We start from the raw sequence: 20,823 nt of genomic DNA, 5'->3' as shown, positions 1-20,823 counted from the left end.
TCGGTTTCAAACCGGCTCTATATCGCCGTAGGGATCAGATAGGTTAAGCGAAGTCAAAATGCGAGTCTCTATCGCTTCCATTTTTTCCGCATCTTCATTTTGGATGTGATCATAGCCGAAAAGATGAAGAAATCCGTGCACGACGAGGTGCGTGATGTGCTCGTCAACGGGTTTGCCGAGATCACCGGCTTCGCGTTCGATGGTTTCGCGTGCCAGGATGATGTCACCGAGCATTGGCCCGGGCATGGCTCCGGGCGTGAGCGGAAAGGCCGGAAACGAGAGCACGTTGGTCGGCTTGGCCTGCGCTCGCCATTCGGAATTGATGCCGGTCATCATCGCATCATCGGCAAGCACCAGCGAGACTTCCGGCGGCTCTGAAGGAAACGGTTGCGCCTCGTTGCGCGTCAGATCCGCAGCCGCGGCTTCAAGCGCCGTTTGCGCGAGTGCCTCGATCCTCGCCTCATCGCCCCATTCCCCGGCCTCAAGCGCAAGCGCCAGGCTGAACAGTGGTTCGGGGATCATGACGTGGAATCGGCCTTCGGATGCTCCTTCCGGCCATAGGCCTCGACAATTCGCTGAACCAGAGGATGGCGCACCACATCGACTTCTCGGAAGCGGCAGGTGACCACGCCATCCACGCCGTCGAGAATCGACAGTGCCTCGACCAGGCCGGAGGTAACGCCACGCGGCAGGTCGACCTGACTCGGGTCACCGGTGATGATCATCCGGGAATTCTCGCCCAGCCGGGTGAGAAACATCTTCATCTGCATCTGCGTGGTGTTCTGGGCCTCATCGAGAATCACAGCCGCATTTGCAAGCGTACGGCCACGCATGAAAGCCAGCGGCGCAATTTCGATGACGCCGGCGGTGATCGCGCGTTCGACCTTGTCGCCGGGCATCATGTCGTACAGCGCATCGTAAAGCGGCCTGAGATAGGGATCGACCTTCTCTTTCATGTCGCCGGGCAGAAAGCCAAGCCTCTCACCCGCCTCCACCGCCGGGCGCGACAGGATGATCCGCTCGACCGAGCCACGCTCTAGAAGTTGCGCCGCGTAGGCGACCGCCAGATAGGTCTTGCCGGTTCCCGCCGGGCCGACACCGAACACAAGCTCGGCGCGCTCCATCGCCCGCATATAGGCGTCCTGAGTGGGCGTGCGGGCCATTACGGTCTTTTTGCGGGTCGAGATCTGCGCCAGGGCCAGTTTGCCCTTGCGCTCGAGTGTCGGCAGCACCAGCTGGTCATCGGCGGCCAGCGCCATGCGGATGGCGCCTTCCACGTCCGAGGCCTCGACGGTGGACCCCTTGAGCAACCGGTCATAGAGATGGTCAAGCGCGCGCCGGGCCTGATTTGTGGCAATTTCCTCGCCGCGCAGGCTCACGGTGTTGCCGCGTGAACGGGCATCGACTTTGAGTTTTTGTTCAATCAGGGCGAGGTTCTGGTCGAATTGCCCGAAAAGTTCGCTGGCAAGCCGGTTGTTCTCGAAGGTGAGCGCGACGTGGGTCGCGTCGGACGCACCCGATGTGGGCGCCCCCGCGTCTGTCTGGGACAGGTGCTCAGCTGTCAAACGATATCGCTCCTTGGTTGCCGCTCTGAGTTTCGACTGGCTCGGCGTAGAGCCCGTTCGAACCCGTTTGCATGATTCGCATGTTGACAATGTCACCGATTTTGCCGGCCTTTGCATCAACAATTACCGGCTGGAGCCAGGGAGAACGGCCAACAAGCTGGTCAGTGTTGCGCCCGGGCTTCTCCAAAAGCAAATCTGCGGTCTTGCCAACGCATTGACGGCCGAAATCGCGGGTCTGCTCATTGATCAGCGCCTGAAGCCGCGTCAGCCGTTCGGACTTGACCGCCTCATCCACCTGACCGTCCATGCCGGCGCCCGGGGTACCGGGGCGGATCGAGTATTTGAACGAGAATGCGGCGGCGTAGTTGACCTCGCGGATGAGGCGCATTGTGTCCTCGAAATCCTCGTCGGTCTCGCCCGGGAAACCGACGATGAAATCACCTGACAGGGCGATATCCGGACGCGCCATGCGAATGCGCTCTACCAGCCGGATGTATTCGGCGGCGGTGTGGCGGCGATTCATGGCCTTGAGGATGCGGTCCGACCCCGATTGCACCGGCAGATGCAGATAGGGCATCAGTTCGGGCAGATCGCGATGGGCATTGATCAGTGCATCGTCCATGTCGCGTGGATGGCTGGTGGTGTAGCGAATGCGATCGATACCTTCGATGGCTGCCAGACGGTGCACCAGCTCGCCCAAGCCCCACTCGCGTCCGTCGCTGCCCTGACCATGCCAGGCATTGACGTTCTGACCCAGAAGCGTGACTTCGCGAACCCCGGCTGCTGCCAGGCGTTCGGCTTCGGACATGATGCGCTCAACCGGGCGGGATACCTCCGCACCTCTTGTATAGGGCACAACACAGAAGGTGCAGAACTTGTCGCAGCCTTCCTGAACGGTGAGAAACGCCGTGACGCCGCGGGTCCGGATTGTGCCAGCGCTGGCATCGGGCAGACGGTCGAACTTGTCCTCGGTCGGGAATTCGGTCTCCACCACCCGCTCACCATTGCGCGCCTTGGCAAGGGCACCTGGCAGGCGGTGATAGGTCTGCGGCCCGATGACCACATCGACGACCGGGGCACGGCGGATCATTTCCTCGCCTTCGGCCTGGGCCACACAACCGGCGACCGCGACCATCAGGTCGCCACCTTCCGAGTTGCGCCTTTTCTTGAGTTGGGCCAGGCGTCCGAGCTGAGAGTAGACTTTTTCGGCCGCTTTCTCACGGATGTGGCAGGTGTTGATCAGAACCAGATCCGCGGCCTCGACGGAATCGACAGGCTGGTAGCCGTCGCGGCTCAGCGCGTCGCCCATGCGCTCGCTGTCATAGACATTCATCTGGCAGCCATAGGTCTTGACGAAGACCTTCTTTGTTGCCGTACCGGCGTCGGCAGGCTGGCCGGCCCTTGTCAGTGATGTGGGTGTCGCTTGTGTCATGGGAGGGCTTTTAACCGTAAAGCTGTGACTTGAAAATGGCCATTCAGTCAGGAAGCGTTCCGCGCAGCGCGGCAGCAACCGCCGATCGGATCTGGGCTTCAACATGGCGGGCCGTCTTCTTGCGGTCCGCCGCCGCATCAAAGGCAATGGTCTCACCAAACACCACGTCGACTTCGAGCGCGCCTTCCCTGAGCACACCCAGAAGGTGCGGAACGAGAGCCACATCTCCGGGCCAGGACGCTACGGGGCGGTGGTAACGCCCCATCGGAAGCCCGTGAATGCCGGTATAGGCGATGGCAACCGGCTGAATATGAACGGTGTTGTCCGGCGCGCGCGGCAGAGCAGCGCTGGCCGCACCGAACAGCGAGGACTTGAACGGCATCACCCGGTTTCCGTCCGACGTGGTGCCTTCGGCAAACAGAACCACCGCCTCCCCGGCAAGCAGACGCTCGGACACTTCGGAGGTCTGCACCCCAACCTCACGTGGCCTGGCGCGATCGACAAAGACAGAACGCTGCAAGCGCGCCAACCATCCGAATACCGGCCATTGCCGAACTTCGAATTTGGCGATGAAGACAACATCAGCGACAGAGCCCAGAACCATGATGTCTTTCCAGGAGATGTGGTTGGAAACGATCAGCAGCGGCCGTTCGGCTGAAAGCCGGCCGTGAACCACAACCTTGAGACCGATGATCCGGCACATGATGCGATGCCACAGGCGCGGCAATCTGCGCATCAGCGAATGACCGGCCGCCAGCGCGGCAAGCTGCACGGGCAGCAGGCTCAGGGTAACAATCAGAAAAGCCGCAGCGACAACAACAATGCGCAGGGTAGCGATCATGCCGGGACGTCGCCCCGAAGGTCTACAATGGCCAAGGCAGGGCCCTCAACGCTTGTCACCCTTGAGCGGAACGCCATAAAGCTCGAGCCGGTGGTCGACCAGGCGGAACCCGTGCTCACGCGCGATCCGTTCCTGCAGCGCCTCGATTTCTGGAGAGTGAAATTCAATCACCTGCCCGGTCCGCAGATCGATGAGATGGTCATGATGCTCTTCAGGCACAGTCTCGTAGCGCGAGCGGCCATCGCGGAAATCATGGCGTTCGATGATGCCGATATCCTCGAACAGCTTGACCGTACGGTAAACCGTGGACATGGAAATCCGCGGATCAACTTCGACCGCCCGGCGGTGCAATTCCTCGACATCGGGATGATCGTCTGCCCCATCGAGCACACGCGCGATGACGCGGCGCTGTTCGGTCATCCGCATGCCCCGTTCGGCGCAGCGGTCTTCCAGGGGCTTTTGTTCGTCCAGCGGTTTTAGTTCATCCATCGTCTGCCCCGCCCGTTCCGGTGGTGAGGGTCGTCACCCTCTGCCCGATCGCATGGTCACCGCCGGGCCGAGATACACTCCAAGCGGGACTAGCGAAGATCGCGGCGCATGACAAGCGCCGTGGTGCTTTCAGCATTGTCCTGCTTGTAATAGGCGCGGCGCTCCCCAACCTTGACGAACCCCAGCCGGTTGTAGAGCTGGATCGCCGCGAGATTGGTTTCATCAACCTCGAGAAACATCTCTTCGGCACCCCGGCGTACGGCCTCCTGGAGGGCGCTGCGCATCAATCGCCAGCCAAGGCCCGCGCGCCGGTGCGCGTTCAGAATTCCGATGGAGAGGATTTCCGCCTCCCCTGCGGCCTCGCGGCACAGCACAAAACCTCCAGCCCGGTCGCGGGCGCGGCCTTCGGGACAGGCCAGATAGCCGAACACGGACGCTTGTGAGGTCAGGCTCTCAAATTCGCCGTCACCCCAGGCGCGTGCGAAGGCCTCGCCGTGAATGTGCGACAGCGTTGCGGCATCCTTCATCTCGACTTCGAGGATGAGGCATTCGGGCGAGCGCGAGAACAGGCCGAACATGACGACTAGACCGTTGCATGGGGCAGCGCGAAGCCTGTCTGCGGCTTGGCATCGGCCTCGCGCAGATAGCGCGGCTCGGGAGGATTGTCTGCCGGATCGAGCCTGGCCGCGAGCCTCGCCACCTCGGCGATGTCCGGGGCAATCCGATTTCCGATGTGCCGGTCAGCGAGGCCTGGGTCGATGGCCGCCAGCAAAGGGCCACCGCTGCCGACGATGTCGCAGCCGACATCAGCAGCCAAGCGCGCCGCTGCTTCGGGTGTCAATTCGCAACCGGGCTCGAGAATGCTTGAATCCGCGGCAGCAACAAGGGTCCAGACCCGGTCACGGCGGGCGTCAAGCACCGCCATCACCGGTCGGGCAGATGTCAAAGCTGCGGGAATGGCCATGGCTTCAAGCGACCCAACACCAACGCAAGGGATCCCGAGCGTCAACGCCAGACCGCGGGCAAAGGCGACACCAACACGAATACCGGCAAAGGAGCCAGGACCAACGGTGACACCAATACGCTCAATGGCAGAGAGTTCGACACCCGCGGCATCAAGCACGGATTGCAGGATCCCGGGCAGTTGCTCGGCGTGGCCGCGCCCTATCGCAGGGCATTGCTCCCCAAGAATGCGGTCGCCGTCACTTGCGTGGACAGCGACAGCGCAATGAATGGCCGAACAATCGATTGCGAGTGTGAGCACGTTAGCAGTCCGCCCGATCCGGCACGCCATCAGCGTGAAATTGCGACGTCAGAGTTTTAGCGCAGCAACCCGCCCGGGCAAAGCAGCCAAACCGGATTGATTGGCACGCTCCCTCCAAGACAGCATCCCAAAGGACGCCGGGAAGACCTCAGACTGCTTCGACTTCCCGGACTTCGGGAACGAAGTGGCGAAGCAGGTTCTGAATGCCGTGCTTGAGGGTCGCGGTCGAGGAAGGGCAGCCGGCGCAGGCACCCTTCATGTGCAGAAACACCTTGCCATCGCGGAAGCCGCGGAAAGTGATGTCGCCGCCATCCTGTGCAACAGCGGGGCGCACCCGGCTTTCAAGCAGCTCCTTGATCGTGGCAACAATGGTCTCATCACCAGATTCGAAGAACTCCTCTTCACCCTCGGGGACCTCACCGACAGGACCGGACATGACCGGCGCACCGGACATGAAATGCTCCATGATGGTGCCCAGAATTGCCGGCTTGAGATGCTGCCAATCCGCATCGTCCTTGGTGATGGTGATGAAATCATAGCCGTAGAACACCCCGATGACGCCGGGGATGCCGAACAATTTGCCGGCCAGCTGCGATGTCGCGCCAGCCTCCTCGGCGTCGCGGAAATCGGCAGTGCCGCTTTGCATCACGACCTTGCCGGGCAGGAACTTCAGGGTCGCCGGGTTGGGCGTGGATTCGGTCTGAATGAACATATCAGGTCTCCTGCAAGGCCTAGGCCCTGCCAGTTTAGAATTCTTCAAAACAAGATAGGCGCACGCGCCGGATCGATCAAGGGCAGAACTTGCTTCAAATCTCTGCAAACGAGCAGATTATTCTAGCTCAATGCATCGATCTCGTCGTCAGAGAGCGCATCGGGGATGACAGTAACAGGTATCGGGAAGGCCGCGCCGCGCCCGGCGATCGAGGCAACCAGGGGCCCCGGGCCGTCCTTGGCCGACCCGGCGGCAAGCACCAGAATGGCAATGTCCTGATCTTCCTCGATCGCGGCATGGATCTCTTCGGTGGTATTTCCCTGGCGAATGACCACCTCGGGATCGATGCCGATCAGCTGCCGCATCTTCTCGCTGGCCTTGGCAAGGGTGGCCTCGGCCTCCTCCATCGCTTCGGCGCGCATGATCTCCTCAACTCCGAGCCAATGCTGGAAATCACCGGGCTCGATGACATAGACCAGAACCAGTCCGCCACCGGAATTGTGGGCGCGCATGCCTGCATAACGCATGGCGCGTTCGCATTCGGGCGTATCGTCAATGACCGCCAGGAACTTGCGCCGGTGACCGGCCTCGCGGGAGCGTCTACGTGATACCATAGCGGGACCATGCCATCACAGCCGGGGTTGCGGCAAGGAGGATTTTCGCGAAGCTCACAGGAAGCCAATGATCTCGCGAACGTCCCGCATGGTGTTGTGGGCAATCACATTGGCACGCTCGGAGCCGTCCTTGAGGATGGCATCGATATGGCTCGGGTCATCCATCAGGCGCTGCATTTCGCCGGTGATCGGGGCCAGCACGGTGACCGCAAGCTCGGCCAGCGCAGGCTTGAAGACCGAGAATTGCTGACCGCCATATTCAGCAATCACATCCTCGCGGGTGCGGTCGCTCAGTGCGGCGTAGATAGCGACCAGATTGTCGGCCTCAGGGCGGCCCTTGAGCTCATCAAGCGTTTCGGGCAGCGGCGCCGGGTCGGTCTTTGCCTTGCGAATCTTCTTGACGATGGTATCGGCATCATCGGTCATGTTGATGCGCGAGAGGTCCGAAGGTTCGGATTTCGACATCTTGCGTGATCCGTCGCGCAGGCTCATCACCCGCGGCGCCGGGCCGTCAATCAACGGCTCGGTCATCGGGAAAAAGCCTGTCACTTTCTCTTCGCCGACCATCATGTCCACGCCGAGACCGGCCGCCTTGATGCGGTCGGAGAAATCGATGTTGAATTTCTGCGCGATGTCACGGGTCAGTTCGAGATGCTGCTTCTGGTCGTCTCCGACCGGCACGTGGGTGGCGCGGTAGAGCAGAATGTCGGCAGCCATCAGGCTGGGGTAGGCCAGAAGCCCGAGCGAGGCATTCTCACGATCCTTGCCCGCCTTGTCCTTGAACTGGGTCATCCGGTTCATCCAGCCGATGCGGGCGACGCAGTTGAAGATCCAGGCAAGCTCGGCATGGCCGGAGACCGCGGACTGGTTGAACACGATATGTTTGACCGGATCGATGCCCGAGGCAATGAACGCGGCTGCTATGGAGCGGGTCTGGGCCTTGAGATCCTCATGCACAAGCTGCGCGGTGATCGAGTGCAGATCGACCACGCAGAAGATGCAGTCGTGCTCGTTCTGAAGCGCCACGAATTTGCGGATTGCGCCCAGGTAGTTGCCCAGATGCAGATTGCCGGTCGGCTGGACCCCGGAGAAAACCTGGGGCTTGAATGTGGCGGTCATGATGCGCTCCTGGCGGGCTGGTGGAGGGCCCGAATGCCTCGTTGAAATCGGGCGGGGTTATGCGGGGGAGCCACGCCCACGTCAAGATCTACGCTCTTTGAAAACCGGTTTCAGACGCTTTTGCGGCGTTTGAACAGCCTCGCGAACTCGGCACGGTCAAGCCCGCCGGTCAGGAAGGCAAAGCCGAAATAGACAGTAACTGCCGCAATAACGGTGATGAATACCGACACCAGGCGCACCAGCAGCGTGCCCTCAAGCAGGAATTGCGGGAAACTGGCTTCCACCCACCAGAGCAGGCTGCCCATCAACGCCGCAGCAACGAGGATCAGCCCGATCCGTTTCACCGTCTGACCCGAGGGGCGGAACAATCCGCCTGAGACAAGCCTCTGGCCAAGAAAGAGCACCGAGACCCAACCCGCGAAGCTGGTGGCAATGGCAATGCCGGTCACACCCAGGCGCGGAAACAGGATCAGACTGCCGGCAATGTTGAGGACAACCGACACGACCGACGCCCAGAGCGGCGTGCGCATGTCTTCACGCGCATAGAAGGCCGGCGTGAAAATCTTGGTCAGCACGAAGGCGGGAAGGCCGAGCGCGAAGGCCGCCAGCACGGTGGATGTCAGAAGGGTCGTTTCGCGGGTGAACGCGCCACGCTCGAACACCAGCGCAATGATCGGTTCGGGCAGCAGCGCAAGGCCAACGGCAGCGGGTACCGTGATCGCGAGGCCGAATTCAAGGCTGCGGTTTTGCAGATGCTGCGCTTCCTTGGCGTCACCGGCCCGAAGAGCACGGGACAATTCGGGCAGCAGCACCACCCCGATGGCGATGCCAATCACGCCGAGTGGCAACTGGTTGAGCCGGTCGGCATAGTTGATCACCGCAATCGCACCGGCCTGACCCGACGCGATGATCTGCCCGACCAGAAGATTGATCTGGGTGATACCACCGGTCACCGCCGCGGGCAGCGCCAGCCACAGAAGCCGTCTGACCGCCGGGGTCAGGCGCGGGCGCACGAGTCCCAGGGTGAAGCCCTCACGCATCAGAGCCCAGACCAACAGGCCAAGCTGGAGGACGCCCGAAATCGTGACCGACCAGCCCAGCACAACACCGATCTGGGGTGCGGCCAGATCGAGATATCCGGACATAATCAGTCCCGAGACGAGCACGATGTTGAGCAGAACCGGGGCCAGCGCGGCAAGGAAATAGCGGCGCAAGGAATTGAGAATGCCCGCCAGCATCGCAACCAGGCTCATGGCCGCGAGATAGGGAAACATGATGCGCGCCAGCTGCACGGTGAGATCGAATTTGGCCGGATCCCCGGCGAATTTCGGGGCGATCACCGTGCCGACCAGAAACGGCATGAAAATCATCGCCAAAGCGCTCAACGCAAAAAGGGTCAAGACCAGAACCGAGAGTACCTGCTCGGCAAAGCGTTTGGCAGCCTGTTGCCCGCCGCCTTCGATTTCCTTTGCAAACAGGGGGACAAAGGCAGCGTTGAATGCGCCTTCGGCAAACAGCCGGCGGAACAAATTGGGGAAGCGGAATGCCGCGTAGAAGGCATCGGCCACCGGACCCGCGCCCAGAAAGGCCGCGATCATCGCCTCGCGCACAAACCCGAGCACCCGGCTTGCCATGGTGGCAGAGCCAACGCTTGCGAATTTGCCGATCAGGCTCATGCGCCGGTTTCCGCCTTGGCTGCCGTTGTGCGGGTCCGGCGGGTCGAACCGTGCGGTGCGATCATGCCTGGGGGCATTTGGTCACGCAGTTCGTCATCTTCCTTGGCCAGAACCGCCTTGAGCCGCGCGACAATGTTGGTCTGGCGGTTCTCGTTGGTGATCTTCATTCCGACCAGATCCCGAACGTAGAAGGTGTCGACCACCTTCTCGCCAAAGGTGGTGATGTGCGCCGACGCGATGTCGAGCGACAAATCGGACAGCACCGAGGTTATCTCCGACAACAGGCCCGGACGGTCGAGACACTCGAGCTCGATCACGGTAAACTTGTTCGACAATGCGTTGGAGATCGTCACCTGCGGTCTCACCGTGAAAGGCTTCGTCTTGCGCTTTCCGCGGTTCTTGCGGGCGATCACCTCCGGAATATGGGCCTTGCCGGCCAGCACGTCCTCGATCATCCGGCCAATCGACTTGGCGCGCCGCAGCTCGTCTTCATCATCGGGCAGTTCACGGTTGATCAGGATGGTGTCCAGGGCACGGCCATCGGATGTGGTGAAGACCTGAGCATCGGCGATGTTGGCGCCGGCTGCAGCGCATGCGCCGGTGACGATCGAGAGAAGCCGCGGGTGGTCCGGAGACAACAGCGTGATTTCGGTGATGGCATGGAACGCATGGGTACGCACCATGGTGGCGAGCTGCTTCTTGGCCTTGTTGGCATCACGGACAAAGGCGGCATGGCGCACCTGCTCCTCGAGCGGCACGGCCAGCAGATAGGGTTCGTAGTGCAGCTTGAGATAGGCCTTGCGGTCCTTTTCGGTCCAGTCACTGAGGGCTTCGCCGAGCGCCTGGCGGGCGTGGGCAGTGCGCTCCTTGCGTGAAACTTCGGAGAAGCCCCCGGACAGCATCAGCTCGGTCTCATAGTAGAGCGTGCGCAGCAATTGCCCCTTCCAGCCATTCCAGACACCGGGGCCAACGGCGCGGATGTCGCAGACGGACAGAACCAGAAGCATCTTGAGACGCTCGAGCGTGCGGACCTTCTCGCCGAAATCGGTAATTGTCTTGCGGTCATTGAGATCGCGGGTCTGCGCAACCATCGACATGGTGAGATGTTCTTCCACCAGCCAGGCCACCAGCTCGGTCTGATTGGGTGAGAGCCCGAAGCGGGGGCAGAGCTTGCGCGCCACCTTCGCGCCAGCCGTTGAATGGTCCTCGGGGCGGCCCTTGGCGATGTCGTGCAGGAAGACTGCCACATAAAGCGCTTCCCGCTCCTCGATGCTGGGAAACAGTTTGGACGCCAGCGGATGCTCGCGCTCTTCAAGGCCCTTGTCGATGCCGGAAAGCACCGACACGGTCCTGAGCAGGTGCTCATCGACCGTGTAGTGATGGTACATGTTGAACTGCATCATCGAGACGATCTTGCCGAATTCGGGTATGAAGCGGCCAAGCACGCCGGCCTCGTTCATGCGCCGCAGAATGATCTCCGGATGCCGTTTCGAAGTCAGCATCGACAGGAACAGCCGGTTGGCCTCTTCGTCGTTGCGCAGTTCGGTGTTGATCAATCTGAGTGAGCGGGTGACGCGCTTGAGGGCATCGGGGTGGAACTCGAGTTCACGGATATCGGCGAGATGGAACAGCCGGATGATGTTGACCGGGTCGCGCTTCAAAACATCGGCGTCGGCGAGATTGATCCGGCCCTTGTCCTCGATGAAATCCAGCGTGCCTGGGATCTTGCGCGGGCGGCTGGCAAAACGGCTCATGACACCGCTCAGACCGGGTGCTGTCTTGGCCTGCTGGTCCTCAAGCCCGGCGCAGAAGATGCGGGTCAGGTCGCCAACATCCTTGGCGACCAGAAAATAGTGCTTCATGAAACGCTCAACGGCGGAAAGGCCGGGATGGTCATGATAGCCGAGACCTTCGGCGATATCGCGCTGAATGTCGAAGGAGAGCCGCTCCTCGGCCTTGCCGGTGAGGAAATGCATGTGGCAACGCACCGCCCAGAGAAAATCCTCGGCCTTTTCGAACAGCGCGAGCTCACGGCGTGACAGCACACCGAGGCCAACCAGCTCGGCGGTGTCGCGGATATGGTAGAAATACTTTGCGATCCAGAACAGCGTGTTGAGATCACGCAGCCCGCCCTTGCCCTCCTTGACGTTGGGTTCGACAAGATAACGGGTGTCACCGGCCTTGCGGTGGCGTTCATCGCGCTCGGCGAGCTTTGCGCCAATGAATTCCGGTCCGGTTCCCTCGACCACTTCCTTGTCGAAGCGGGCACCCAGATTGTCGAACAGGGTCTTTTCGCCGCAGAGAAAACGCGCCTCGAGAATCGCGGTGCGGATGGTCATGTCCGATCGCGCGAGCCTGATGCATTCATCAACATTGCGAGTGGCGTGCCCCACCTTGAGCCCCATGTCCCACAAAACATAGAGGATCCATTCCACAACCTGCTCGGTCCACGGCGTCTTCTTGTAGGGCAGCACGAACAGCAGGTCGATGTCGGAGCCGGGCGCCAGCGTGCCGCGGCCATAGCCACCGACTGCGGTCACGGTCATGCGTTCGGATTTGGAAGGATTTTCGACACGGTAGACATGGACGCTGGCATAGTCATACAGCGCCTCGGTGATCACATCCTGCAGATGACAGATCCGCCGGGCACACAGCGTCCCGCCGCCATCGTCAGAGAGCATCGCCCTGGCACGCTCCCGGCCCGCGGCATTGACCCGCTTGACTTCCGCCAGAACCGCTTGGCGGGCGGCAGGCGTCGCGCCGCCGTGATTATCCGCAATGGTATCGAGGCTTGCACGCAAGACCGCCGGGTCAACGACTTCTTCGAGGCGGAGTTTGTTTTCGGCGGGATTTGGCATTCAAACAGTCCTGGTCACGGGCATGGATAGGCACGGCGGGCCATTTCGCAAATCGCGCTCTATCGGAACCAATGAAGCCGGCGAGGGCAGAACCCGTGTCACGGCCATGTGTCCGGCATAGCAGCGATTCGGCCGAGCCCGATTTGCAATGGCCGCGGCTGCTATAGCCTTTTTCTCAAGCCAGCAACAGGGGCAGACCCACCCGGGCCTTCAGCCCTCAATTCGCTCGATGAACCAGTTGGTCAGCCGGGTCCAGACCTCGTCCTTTTCGGCCGCGTCCTCGACACCATGTTCGAGATTGGGGTTGTCGTTGACCTCAATGACGAAGACGCCGTCATCGGTTTCCTTGAGATCGACGCCATAAAACCCGTCTCCAATCGAGCGGGCGGCACGCAGGCCGGTGTCGAGCACGAGCGGTGGCACCTGCGCCAGGGTGAAGGGCTTGAAACCGCCTTCAAGCGGCTTTCCGCCGGTGTCATGCTTGACGATCTGCCAGTGCTTCTTGGCCATGAGATACTGGACCGCGAACAACGGCTTGCCACCCAGAACCCCGATTCGCCAGTCAAAGCTGGTGGGCATGTAAGCTTGGGCAATCAACACCTCGGAGTCCGCGAGCCATGCGCCGGCAAGCTTTCTCAGCTCCTCCATTGAGCCGACCTTGGAGACGCCGCGCGAGAAGGAGGAATCGGGCACCTTGAGGACCATTGGAAAGCCAAGCTGATCAGCGGCGCGCTGAAAATCCTCCGGGCCGATCAGCATCACGGTGGGCGGAACCGGAATGCCGTTCGCAGCCATCAGCTCATCGAGATAGACCTTGTTGGTGCAGCGGATCATCGAGACCGGATCATCGATCACCGGCATGCCTTCCTGCTGGGCGCGGCGGGCAAAGCGGTAGGTGTGGTTGGAGATCGAGGTGGTTTCGCGAATGAAGAGCGCATCGAAATTGGCCAACCGCGGCAGATCCTTGCGGGTGATAGGTTCCACCGACACACCCATTCGGGCGGCAATGCGTGCCCAATGCTTGAGGCTGTCAATGGTTGATGGCGGCATTTCCTCGGAGGGATCGACCAGGGTGGCAAAGCTGAAGCGCGCCGGAGCGCGGGACTTGGCATCCTTCCATTGCCGCGCCGTGTAACGCGCCATGGCCGCGTAGAAAACCTCCTTGTCGGCGCCATCAAACTTGCCAAGCGGCAAAAGCGCGATGCGCGGGATCGATGACCAGGAGCCCGGCTTGATCGTCACCTCCAGAGCCGGCGCGCGAAACCAGTCAAACAGCAGTCGGCAGAAACGCTCGAAACGCGGATCGGCGCTGGTTCCAAAGAACACACGGAGCCGGGCGGGCGCGGCCTCATCCGGCCCGGCTGAAATGGCCTTGTTGAGCGCATCCTCGAGCTCGGGGATGGCGTTTTCATACAGTTTGCGCGCGGAGAGATCGATAATGGTCTCGACAGAGGGGATCACCCGCTGGCCCCGCGCCGCCGCCAGCAGCGAGGCGTAATAGCCTCGGCTCTGGTAGCTGTAGGAGCGCGACAGGTTGATGATGTTGGGCCGGGCACCGCGGAACAGCTCCGGTCGGGCGAGATAATCGCGCGTTGTGAGAACCTTGTGGGCTGTTGCGGCGTGATCGAAACTCGCAAGCGTGGTGGCGAGGATAACCCAGTCAGACATCGGGTGATTTTCCCTTGATGAGAACGGCGGCGCGCAGGCCGGAACGGCCAAAACAGGCGATGCGGTCGAAAATGGCATAAGGAAGCGGAATGTTGGCGGCGTCGGCGGCGGTCTCGCCCCATTCGTCCTCGACCCAGGGGTCATGAACGAAGATGTGGCGGCCGTCATCGCCATGGGCGAGCACCCAGTGCGGCACCTTCTTGCCCATCATCAGATAGCCGCTGACCAGAATGATGACGACATGCCCCTCGGCCAGCCGGGCGCGGAGCCAGTCGAGTCCGAAGGCTTCATAGTGCACCGGGGTTCCTGCCCGGGCGACACGGGCGCGAAAATCGGTCTGAGCCAGTTCCATAACCCGGCGCTTTTCCGGATCGCGGACGGTTTCGAGAAACAGCATGTCACTGGTCGAGCACCAGACCTCCGGATCAAGGCCGTGTTCGCGCGCCACCATGGCGAGGCCGAACGGCTCGCAGCCGCCCGGGCCAGACAGCATGAACACGGTGGTGGCCTCGCGCCAGAGCCGGATTTCCCAGACCGGATCCAGGAATTCCGGTGACCGGAAGCTGGCCAGCGCCATCAGCAGGCAGGCGGAGCCGCAGGTGAAATCGGCCGTCTGCTCGTAGAACGGCGTCGCCACATCCGGTGCTTCCGGGCCACGCAACAGTTTCTCGAAACGCAGCGCCGCCATGCCGTCTTCATAATAGTCGGCGACCCGGCCGATGCGGCGGTAGCCTGCATTCTTGTAAAGCGGGATCGCCGCCGCATTGTCCTCGCGGACTTCAAGGCGCAGCAGGATGCGGTCATGGTCCATGGCGGCAGTTTCGGCCGCGGCAAGCAGGGCCCTGCCGTAGCCCTTGCCAGCCTGTCCGGGGGCGACTGCCAGCGAATAGAGCCGGGCCAGCGCCGCGCCCGCGCGAAACAGGATCATCGCATAGCCGCGGACCTCGCCACCTGTTTCGATGACTATCGTTTCAGCGGTTGGCCGGTCGATCAAGGTGCGAAAGGAGCGCCGGGAAATCCGGTCGGACACGAACACAGAACGCTCGATGGCATCGAGCGCATCGATGTCAGAGATGGCAGCAGGGCGAATCCGCGGTGCGGACATGGAAAATCCGGAAAAAAAGAGGCCACCACAGCCGTCTGTGGCAAAACCTTCAAGCGCGCAGATCATGGCTGATTTGTGTCGCTTTGTCAGTGGAAATCTGCGCCCGCAAACCAGGCTGCAATCCGGGCCGGAAGTTGACGCGGCGAGGCACAATCCCCACATGGAAACAGGCCGCGAAACCGCCACACAATGTCAGCCGGATTCGATCCCAGCGGCGCAAAAGGAACAGCCTGCCATGATCTTCGAAGCAGCCAGACTGGCTGGATCCAACCTTCTCCTGCCTGCATCACGATCGGTGCTGTTCAAATCCCTGGGGCTGACGATCCTGTTGCTGATCGGGCTGTGGTTCGGCCTTGGCGAGATCTTTGCCATCATGGCGATGCCTTGGCTCGACTCTCTGCTGCCCGGACTGCCGGACTGGGCAGGCTGGGCGGGAACGATCGCCGCGATCATCGCCGGGGTCGGGCTGGCGCTGGTGCTTGCCCTGTTCATCGCCCCGGTGACGGCGGTGATGGCGGGGCTGTTTCTCGACGAGATTGCCGATGTGATCGAGGTCCGCGATTACCCCGGCGAGACGCCCGGACGCCCGATGCCGCTTGGCCAGTCGGTCAAGCAGTCGCTGGGCTTTCTGCTGGTCGTGGGCCTCGGCAACATCGTGGCGCTGCTCTTGCTCCTGGTGCCCGGCATCAACATCGCCGCCTTCTTCCTGGTCAATGGCTACCTGCTGGGCCGGGAATATTTCGAATTCGCCGCCATGCGCTTCATGAGCCCGGCAGATGCCAAGCGGCTGAGAGCGCGCAATTCAACCACGATCTTCTTCGCCGGCCTGATTATCGCGGCCTTCCTGTCGGTGCCGCTTTTGAACCTGCTCACACCGATGTTTGCGGCAGGCATGATGGTGCATCTGCACAAGATGATTGCGGGGAAGGCGGGGTGATGGGTGAGTCGGCACACCGATGTTGGGACGCTCAAGTCGCTGCCTTAGTCTAACAGCTTCTGCCATTGGCGCGCGCCATGAACAACGCGGACGATCTCCGCGCCTTCGGCAATCATGCGATAAAGGATCATGTAGCTCCCGGCCGGGAATGTTCTGAGATCGGGCCGCACGTCCGGCCGTGCGACGCCGAGTTCAGGCGCTTCGCCCAGGTTTCGACAGTGGCGCAACATGTCTTCATACCAGCGAACCGCGGCTGCCGGGTTGTCTTCAGCGATATAGAGCGCGATGGTAGTGATGTCGGCTTCGGCCCGCGGTGTGAGCCTGAAGCTCACAGGGACCCGCCCTTGCCAATCCTGGCGTCTAGCGACTGCCTGATCCGCTCAAACGCCGCCTCACCGTCAATGGCTTCGCCGCTGGCCACACCATCGTCCCAGAGGCGTCCCAACTGCACCAGCGCCTGTTCGCGCTCGGTGCGGCGCGCATGCCACTCCCGCATGGCCTCGCGCATGACTTCACTTGCGGACGCATATTCACCGGATTCGACAGCCTGACGCATGGTCATTGCCATTTCGGGCGTCAAGGCAACACTGATTTTCTCGACATTTGCCATCGGGTCAGCTCCTTCGCTTAATGGTAGGCAAGTTTCCTACCAATTTCAAGAATCACTGATGACGACGAGAACTCGCTTTCACAACCTGCTGAGGCAGCCCCACCAGCGGTGCGGGCAAATCAACCGTCTTTTCCGGCGACTTGCAGATTTCGGCGATGATGCAGCGCTCGCATTCGTGTTTGCGGGCCTTGCAGCAACGGCCGTGCCGGATCACCCCGCCAGCCCACCCACCGGTATGATTTCGGGAGATGTTTCGGTCATCGGGCCGCCGGTCCAGTCGCCCATCCAGCGGTGAGCCTTCAAACCCGCAGACTCTATGGCTGTGGCGATCTGTGATTGGCTGGCGAACAAAATGCGCGAGGTGGCCTGCCATGTCTGGCCGGTTCTTTGATCGCAATAGACGGTGTCATAGGCGGCGATTGCGGTGTCATGATCGAAGCGGGCGTCATGCCAGGTCTCGAATTCGCCAAGACCGGGAACATCGAGCATCCGGCGTGACTGATCGGGCGTCCATTGCCGCCATTCCTCCACGGCCGGATTGCGGCTGTCGAAGATGAAGGTGCCGCCCGGCGCCAGGTGGGCTGCGATGGTGGCGCAGAGCGCCTGCTGGTCGTCCTTGGTGAGAAGGCACTGGAAGGCGTGGCCGGTCATGACGATGAGATCGAAGGTTTCGTCCAGTCGGACGCTGCGGGCATCGGCCTCGACCCAGCGCACACGCTCCGCGCCCTGCCGCCGTCGGGCATGGTCAAGCATCGCGGCCGCCGGCTCGACGCCAGTCACGCGGCGGCCATCGGCAAGCACCGTCGCCAGTTCCCCCGTGCCGCAACCCAGATCCAGAACACACCCGGCATTCTTCGCCAGCGCGAGGCAATACTCCTTGTCCGTGTCCCAGGGATTCTCCGCATCGTAGAAACGGGTGAAATCGGGATTGTGGAACAAGGGCTCGGTCATGGGGTCCTCACACAATCTGCTGAGGCAGCTCCACCAGCGGCGCTGGCACATCGACGGTCTTTTCCGGTGACTTGCAGATATCTGCGATAACGCAGCGTTCGCATTCCGGCTTGCGGGCCTTGCAGCAGTAGCGGCCATGCAGGATCAGCCAGTGGTGGGCGTGGAACAGATAATCCTCGGGGATGATCGCGAGGAAGGCTGCCTCGACCTCGTCGGGGGTCTTGCCCGGGGCGATGTTGAGCCGGTTGCCGATGCGCAGCACATGGGTGTCGACGGCGAGCGTTGGAATCCCGAAGGCCATTGACCTGACCACATTGGCGGTCTTGCGGCCAACGCCCGGCAGGGTGACCAGTTCCGCCTCGGTGCGCGGCACCTCGCCGCCGAAATCGTCAACCAGCTTCTGGCTGAGCGCGATGACATTTTTGGCCTTGTTGCGGTAGAGCCCGATGGTCTTGATCAGGTCGCGGACCTTGTCTTCGCCGAGCGCGAGCATTTTTTCGGGCGTGTCGGCAAGGGCGAACAGGCCCCGCGTTGCCTTGTTGACGCCGGCGTCCGTGGCTTGCGCGGAGAGAGCGACCGCAACCACCAGGGTGAACGGATTGACATGCTCGAGCTCGCCCTTGGGCTCGGGCCGCTGGACCGAGAAACGGCGGAAAATCTCGCGGATTTCCGCCTCGCTGTAGGGGTTCTTGCGCCTGCGGGCGGCGCGTTTGGTCTTCGGCTTTGGCTTTGTCCGGGGCTTGGCGGCAGCAGTCTTTGCCGCGGTTGCAGCAGGCGCTTTTGCCCTAGCGGCAGAGACGCGCGGCGTTTTGGCAGGTTTCGGGCTCTTGGGCTTTTCCATTCCTTGCCTATAATCAGGATGTAGGGAAGTGGCAAACCGCGAGCGGGAGTGCACAGTGCAAATGAACGAGGAACCGGTTTTCGAGGCTGTGTTGAGCCCGCACCGCTCGTTGGGGCGGAACGGGTTGATCGCGCTGGTCGCCATCACCACGGCGCTGACTGTTGCCCACATGTTCCTGTTTGCCGTGATTGGCGCCTGGCCGGTCATCGGATTTTTCGGGCTCGATCTGGCGCTGTTGTTCGGCGCCTTCTGGCTGAGCTACCGCTCGGGCCGGACGCGCGAATTTGTTAGCGTGTCGCGCACCGACCTCACCGTGCGCAAGGTCGCACCCTCGGGCCGCGCCGTCGAGCACAGGTTCAATCCGTTCTGGGCGCGCTTCAACATCGACCGGCATGAGGAGATCGGCATCACCCAGATGCAGATCACCGGCGAAGGCCGCCGCACCGACGTCGGCATGTTTCTCAATCCCGACGACAAGGAAAGCTTTGCCTCCGCCTTTCAGCGCGCATTGGCGACCGTCAAGCGCTGAGATCCTTTTTGGGGGTGCGGCGCGTTTCGGGTGGCGGGGCTGAGCGGCGCATGGTTGAGTGGGGCAAGGAGACTTGCCATGACCATCACCGCACAACTTGACCGCGACATCACCCCGAAGAACGAGGATTACGACCTGGTGCGCCAGACTATCGAGCGGATCTCGCTCGATTTCCGGGCACAACCCTCGCTGGAGGAGATCGCCTCGGATCTCGATGTTGCGCCGGGAAAGCTTCAAAAGACCTTCAGCCGCTGGGCCGGTCTGACGCCAAAAGCATTTCTGCAGGCGGTGACGCTCGATCACGCCCGCCGGCTGCTTGGACACGAGGGGTTGCCGCTGCTCGACGCCAGCTATGAGCTAGGGCTTTCAGGCCCCGGGCGGCTGCATGATCTGTTTGTCACCCACGAGGCGATGAGCCCGGGGGATTTCAAGAGCGGCGGCGCGGGGCTCGAGATCCGCTACGGCTACCACCCCTCGCCTTTTGGCATTGCGCTGGTGATGGCAACGGAGCGCGGGCTGTGCGGGCTGGCCTTTGCCGATCCCGGCGAGGAGGCCGCAGCACTTGAGGACATGGCGCGGCGCTGGCCCGGTGCGGTGCTGAGCGCCGATCAGGCAGCCACGGCGGGCTATGTGGAGCGGGTGTTCTCGCCCGCGCAATGGCGCGCCGACCAGCCCTTGCGGATCGTCATGATCGGCACCGACTTTCAGGTCCGGGTGTGGGAGGCGCTTTTGCGCATTCCGCTGGGAACTGCGAAGACCTATTCCGATGTCGCAACGGAAATCGGCAAGCCGTCGGCCTCGCGCGCGGTGGGGGCTGCGGTCGGGCGCAACCCGATTTCCTTCGTGGTGCCGTGCCACCGGGCGCTGGGCAAATCCGGTGCTCTGACCGGCTATCACTGGGGCATCACCCGCAAACGGGCGATGCTCGGCTGGGAGAGTGGCTGCTTGCAGTCGGGCTGATGATCCAGGCTCAATGCGCCTTGGACATGTCGCCCAGCACCTCTTTCGAGGCGACGGTGGAATCGGCGTTGAGCTTGTAGACCATGGGTACACCGGTGGCCAAGTTGACCGAGAGGATCTGTTCGCGATCGAGGCGGTCGAGGATCATCAAGAGCGAGCGCAGGGAATTCCCATGGGCTGCGACCAGAACGGTCTCGCCGCGCAGCACGCGGGGCAGGATCTCGGTCATGTAATAGGGCCAGACGCGGGCGCCGGTGTCCTTGAGGCTTTCGCCACCGGGCGGCGGCACGTCGTAGGAGCGGCGCCAGATGTGAACCTGCTCCTCGCCCCATTTCTTGCGCGCGTCATCCTTGTTGAGACCTGCGAGATCGCCATAATCGCGCTCGTTGAGGGCTTCATCGCGGATCACCGGCAGATCGGTCTGGCCGATGCCGTCCATGATCAGGTCGAGCGTGCGCTGGGCGCGGATCAGGTTGGACGTGAAAGCAACATCGAACTTGAGGCCGGTTTCCTTCAGCGCCTGGGCGCCGGTCTTGGCTTCCTCGACACCGAGCTCGGTGAGATCAGGATCCTTCCAGCCCGTGAACAGGTTTTTCAGGTTCCATTCGCTTTGGCCGTGGCGGACAAGGACGAGTGTTCCGGACATGGTGAT

Annotated in this window: 22 protein-coding genes and 1 pseudogene; 3 read left to right on the top strand and 20 right to left on the bottom strand. The window is 62.0% G+C overall.

From position 1 onward, the window contains the following. Positions 1–6 precede the first annotated feature (6 nt). The 14 genes from ybeY to HPDFL43_RS01285 form a co-directional block, all read right to left on the bottom strand. Positions 7–522 carry an rRNA maturation RNase YbeY gene (ybeY, locus tag HPDFL43_RS01350; RefSeq protein WP_007199756.1) on the bottom strand — a complete coding sequence of 172 codons (516 nt, stop codon included), beginning with the start codon at positions 520–522 and terminating at the stop codon, positions 7–9. Then, positions 519–1,565: a PhoH family protein gene (locus HPDFL43_RS01345; protein ID WP_007199755.1), complete on the bottom strand. Its 1,047-nt coding sequence runs from the start codon at positions 1,563–1,565 to the stop codon at positions 519–521. Before HPDFL43_RS01345 ends, ybeY begins: the two co-directional genes overlap by 4 nt. Continuing rightward, positions 1,555–2,997, bottom strand: coding sequence for a tRNA (N6-isopentenyl adenosine(37)-C2)-methylthiotransferase MiaB (gene miaB, locus HPDFL43_RS01340; RefSeq protein ID WP_007199754.1), 1,443 nt, complete (start codon positions 2,995–2,997; stop codon positions 1,555–1,557). The genes HPDFL43_RS01345 and miaB overlap by 11 nt, the downstream gene beginning before the upstream one ends. Positions 2,998–3,040: 43 nt before the next feature. Then, the gene (gene olsA, locus HPDFL43_RS01335) at positions 3,041–3,838 is read right to left on the bottom strand and encodes a lyso-ornithine lipid O-acyltransferase (protein WP_007199753.1); all 798 of its coding nucleotides are present in this window, start codon (positions 3,836–3,838) and stop codon (positions 3,041–3,043) included. A 45-nt stretch (positions 3,839–3,883) separates the two neighbouring features. Beyond that, the gene (locus tag HPDFL43_RS01330; protein ID WP_007199752.1) at positions 3,884–4,327 is read right to left on the bottom strand and encodes a Fur family transcriptional regulator; all 444 of its coding nucleotides are present in this window, start codon (positions 4,325–4,327) and stop codon (positions 3,884–3,886) included. An 89-nt stretch (positions 4,328–4,416) separates the two neighbouring features. Further along, positions 4,417–4,905: a GNAT family N-acetyltransferase gene (locus tag HPDFL43_RS01325; protein ID WP_007199751.1), complete on the bottom strand. Its 489-nt coding sequence runs from the start codon at positions 4,903–4,905 to the stop codon at positions 4,417–4,419. 5 nt (positions 4,906–4,910) lie between these two features. Then, the gene (gene tsaB / locus HPDFL43_RS01320; protein WP_007199750.1) at positions 4,911–5,591 is read right to left on the bottom strand and encodes a tRNA (adenosine(37)-N6)-threonylcarbamoyltransferase complex dimerization subunit type 1 TsaB; all 681 of its coding nucleotides are present in this window, start codon (positions 5,589–5,591) and stop codon (positions 4,911–4,913) included. Positions 5,592–5,739: 148 nt separating this feature from the next. Next, on the bottom strand, positions 5,740–6,303 hold the full coding sequence (locus HPDFL43_RS01315; RefSeq protein WP_007199749.1) for a NifU family protein: 564 nt from the start codon (positions 6,301–6,303) through the stop codon (positions 5,740–5,742). A gap of 122 nt (positions 6,304–6,425) precedes the next feature. Further along, complete coding sequence (locus HPDFL43_RS01310; RefSeq protein ID WP_007199748.1) at positions 6,426–6,917, bottom strand: universal stress protein; 492 nt, start codon at positions 6,915–6,917, stop codon at positions 6,426–6,428. A gap of 54 nt (positions 6,918–6,971) precedes the next feature. Beyond that, positions 6,972–8,036, bottom strand: a complete 1,065-nt coding sequence (gene trpS / locus HPDFL43_RS01305; protein WP_007199747.1) for a tryptophan--tRNA ligase — start codon at positions 8,034–8,036, stop codon at positions 6,972–6,974. 110 nt (positions 8,037–8,146) lie between these two features. Next, positions 8,147–9,712, bottom strand: coding sequence for a murein biosynthesis integral membrane protein MurJ (gene murJ / locus HPDFL43_RS01300; protein WP_007199746.1), 1,566 nt, complete (start codon positions 9,710–9,712; stop codon positions 8,147–8,149). Further along, the gene (locus tag HPDFL43_RS01295) at positions 9,709–12,570 is read right to left on the bottom strand and encodes a [protein-PII] uridylyltransferase (protein ID WP_007199745.1); all 2,862 of its coding nucleotides are present in this window, start codon (positions 12,568–12,570) and stop codon (positions 9,709–9,711) included. Before HPDFL43_RS01295 ends, murJ begins: the two co-directional genes overlap by 4 nt. A gap of 210 nt (positions 12,571–12,780) precedes the next feature. After that, on the bottom strand, positions 12,781–14,238 hold the full coding sequence (locus HPDFL43_RS01290) for a RimK family alpha-L-glutamate ligase (RefSeq protein WP_007199744.1): 1,458 nt from the start codon (positions 14,236–14,238) through the stop codon (positions 12,781–12,783). Beyond that, entirely contained in the window at positions 14,231–15,343 is a 1,113-nt protein-coding gene (locus HPDFL43_RS01285) for a peptidase C39 family protein (RefSeq protein WP_040449484.1), read from the bottom strand. The genes HPDFL43_RS01290 and HPDFL43_RS01285 overlap by 8 nt, the downstream gene beginning before the upstream one ends. A 235-nt stretch (positions 15,344–15,578) precedes the next feature. Here HPDFL43_RS01285 and HPDFL43_RS01280 point away from each other — a divergent pair, with 235 nt between their 5' ends. Continuing rightward, a complete protein-coding gene (locus HPDFL43_RS01280) occupies positions 15,579–16,280 on the top strand; it encodes a sulfate transporter family protein (protein ID WP_040449483.1) in 702 nt (233 codons plus the stop codon). Between the two features lie 44 nt (positions 16,281–16,324). Here the strand turns inward: HPDFL43_RS01280 and HPDFL43_RS01275 are convergent, their stop codons facing one another. The 5 genes and pseudogenes from HPDFL43_RS01275 to nth form a co-directional block, all read right to left on the bottom strand. After that, on the bottom strand, positions 16,325–16,612 hold the full coding sequence (locus HPDFL43_RS01275) for a type II toxin-antitoxin system RelE/ParE family toxin (protein ID WP_007199741.1): 288 nt from the start codon (positions 16,610–16,612) through the stop codon (positions 16,325–16,327). Then, the gene (locus HPDFL43_RS01270) at positions 16,609–16,890 is read right to left on the bottom strand and encodes a ribbon-helix-helix domain-containing protein (RefSeq protein ID WP_007199740.1); all 282 of its coding nucleotides are present in this window, start codon (positions 16,888–16,890) and stop codon (positions 16,609–16,611) included. Before HPDFL43_RS01270 ends, HPDFL43_RS01275 begins: the two co-directional genes overlap by 4 nt. A gap of 52 nt (positions 16,891–16,942) precedes the next feature. Next, a pseudogene (locus HPDFL43_RS22185) lies at positions 16,943–17,101 on the bottom strand (endonuclease III); the annotation flags it as partial. Beyond that, complete coding sequence (locus HPDFL43_RS01265) at positions 17,101–17,841, bottom strand: class I SAM-dependent methyltransferase (RefSeq protein WP_007199739.1); 741 nt, start codon at positions 17,839–17,841, stop codon at positions 17,101–17,103. The gene HPDFL43_RS01265 and the pseudogene HPDFL43_RS22185, both read right to left, overlap by 1 nt. Positions 17,842–17,848: 7 nt before the next feature. Next, complete coding sequence (nth, locus tag HPDFL43_RS01260; protein WP_007199738.1) at positions 17,849–18,682, bottom strand: endonuclease III; 834 nt, start codon at positions 18,680–18,682, stop codon at positions 17,849–17,851. Positions 18,683–18,743: 61 nt separating this feature from the next. Here nth and HPDFL43_RS01255 point away from each other — a divergent pair, with 61 nt between their 5' ends. Together HPDFL43_RS01255 and HPDFL43_RS01250 are read left to right on the top strand one after the other, a co-directional pair. Beyond that, positions 18,744–19,211, top strand: a complete 468-nt coding sequence (locus HPDFL43_RS01255) for a DUF2244 domain-containing protein (protein ID WP_007199737.1) — start codon at positions 18,744–18,746, stop codon at positions 19,209–19,211. Positions 19,212–19,289: 78 nt separating this feature from the next. Beyond that, positions 19,290–20,171, top strand: a complete 882-nt coding sequence (locus HPDFL43_RS01250) for a methylated-DNA--[protein]-cysteine S-methyltransferase (RefSeq protein ID WP_007199736.1) — start codon at positions 19,290–19,292, stop codon at positions 20,169–20,171. Positions 20,172–20,181: 10 nt separating this feature from the next. Here HPDFL43_RS01250 and HPDFL43_RS01245 read toward each other — a convergent pair whose 3' ends face one another. Further along, entirely contained in the window at positions 20,182–20,817 is a 636-nt protein-coding gene (locus HPDFL43_RS01245) for a 2,3-bisphosphoglycerate-dependent phosphoglycerate mutase (protein ID WP_007199735.1), read from the bottom strand. Positions 20,818–20,823: the final 6 nt, after the last annotated feature.

The sequence above is a fragment of the Hoeflea phototrophica DFL-43 genome (genome assembly GCF_000154705.2).
Classification (GTDB): domain Bacteria; phylum Pseudomonadota; class Alphaproteobacteria; order Rhizobiales; family Rhizobiaceae; genus Hoeflea; species Hoeflea phototrophica.
Note: the sequence above shows the minus strand (reverse complement) of the source record. Positions and strands in the feature narration are given on the sequence as shown.

What these genes read in the sequence shown, in the direction of transcription:
- ybeY (WP_007199756.1), bottom strand. Translation starts at nt 522, where the DNA reads ATGATCCCCGAACCACTGTTCAGCCTGGCGCTTGCGCTTGAGGCCGGG.
- miaB (WP_007199754.1), bottom strand. Translation starts at nt 2,997, where the DNA reads ATGACACAAGCGACACCCACATCACTGACAAGGGCCGGCCAGCCTGCC.
- olsA (WP_007199753.1), bottom strand. Translation starts at nt 3,838, where the DNA reads ATGATCGCTACCCTGCGCATTGTTGTTGTCGCTGCGGCTTTTCTGATT.
- HPDFL43_RS01330 (WP_007199752.1), bottom strand. Translation starts at nt 4,327, where the DNA reads ATGGATGAACTAAAACCGCTGGACGAACAAAAGCCCCTGGAAGACCGC.
- HPDFL43_RS01325 (WP_007199751.1), bottom strand. Translation starts at nt 4,905, where the DNA reads ATGTTCGGCCTGTTCTCGCGCTCGCCCGAATGCCTCATCCTCGAAGTC.
- HPDFL43_RS01315 (WP_007199749.1), bottom strand. Translation starts at nt 6,303, where the DNA reads ATGTTCATTCAGACCGAATCCACGCCCAACCCGGCGACCCTGAAGTTC.
- HPDFL43_RS01310 (WP_007199748.1), bottom strand. Translation starts at nt 6,917, where the DNA reads ATGGTATCACGTAGACGCTCCCGCGAGGCCGGTCACCGGCGCAAGTTC.
- trpS (WP_007199747.1), bottom strand. Translation starts at nt 8,036, where the DNA reads ATGACCGCCACATTCAAGCCCCAGGTTTTCTCCGGGGTCCAGCCGACC.
- murJ (WP_007199746.1), bottom strand. Translation starts at nt 9,712, where the DNA reads ATGAGCCTGATCGGCAAATTCGCAAGCGTTGGCTCTGCCACCATGGCA.
- HPDFL43_RS01295 (WP_007199745.1), bottom strand. Translation starts at nt 12,570, where the DNA reads ATGCCAAATCCCGCCGAAAACAAACTCCGCCTCGAAGAAGTCGTTGAC.
- HPDFL43_RS01290 (WP_007199744.1), bottom strand. Translation starts at nt 14,238, where the DNA reads ATGTCTGACTGGGTTATCCTCGCCACCACGCTTGCGAGTTTCGATCAC.
- HPDFL43_RS01285 (WP_040449484.1), bottom strand. Translation starts at nt 15,343, where the DNA reads ATGTCCGCACCGCGGATTCGCCCTGCTGCCATCTCTGACATCGATGCG.
- HPDFL43_RS01280 (WP_040449483.1), top strand. Translation starts at nt 15,579, where the DNA reads ATGATCTTCGAAGCAGCCAGACTGGCTGGATCCAACCTTCTCCTGCCT.
- HPDFL43_RS01270 (WP_007199740.1), bottom strand. Translation starts at nt 16,890, where the DNA reads ATGGCAAATGTCGAGAAAATCAGTGTTGCCTTGACGCCCGAAATGGCA.
- HPDFL43_RS01265 (WP_007199739.1), bottom strand. Translation starts at nt 17,841, where the DNA reads ATGACCGAGCCCTTGTTCCACAATCCCGATTTCACCCGTTTCTACGAT.
- nth (WP_007199738.1), bottom strand. Translation starts at nt 18,682, where the DNA reads ATGGAAAAGCCCAAGAGCCCGAAACCTGCCAAAACGCCGCGCGTCTCT.
- HPDFL43_RS01255 (WP_007199737.1), top strand. Translation starts at nt 18,744, where the DNA reads ATGAACGAGGAACCGGTTTTCGAGGCTGTGTTGAGCCCGCACCGCTCG.
- HPDFL43_RS01250 (WP_007199736.1), top strand. Translation starts at nt 19,290, where the DNA reads ATGACCATCACCGCACAACTTGACCGCGACATCACCCCGAAGAACGAG.
- HPDFL43_RS01245 (WP_007199735.1), bottom strand. Translation starts at nt 20,817, where the DNA reads ATGTCCGGAACACTCGTCCTTGTCCGCCACGGCCAAAGCGAATGGAAC.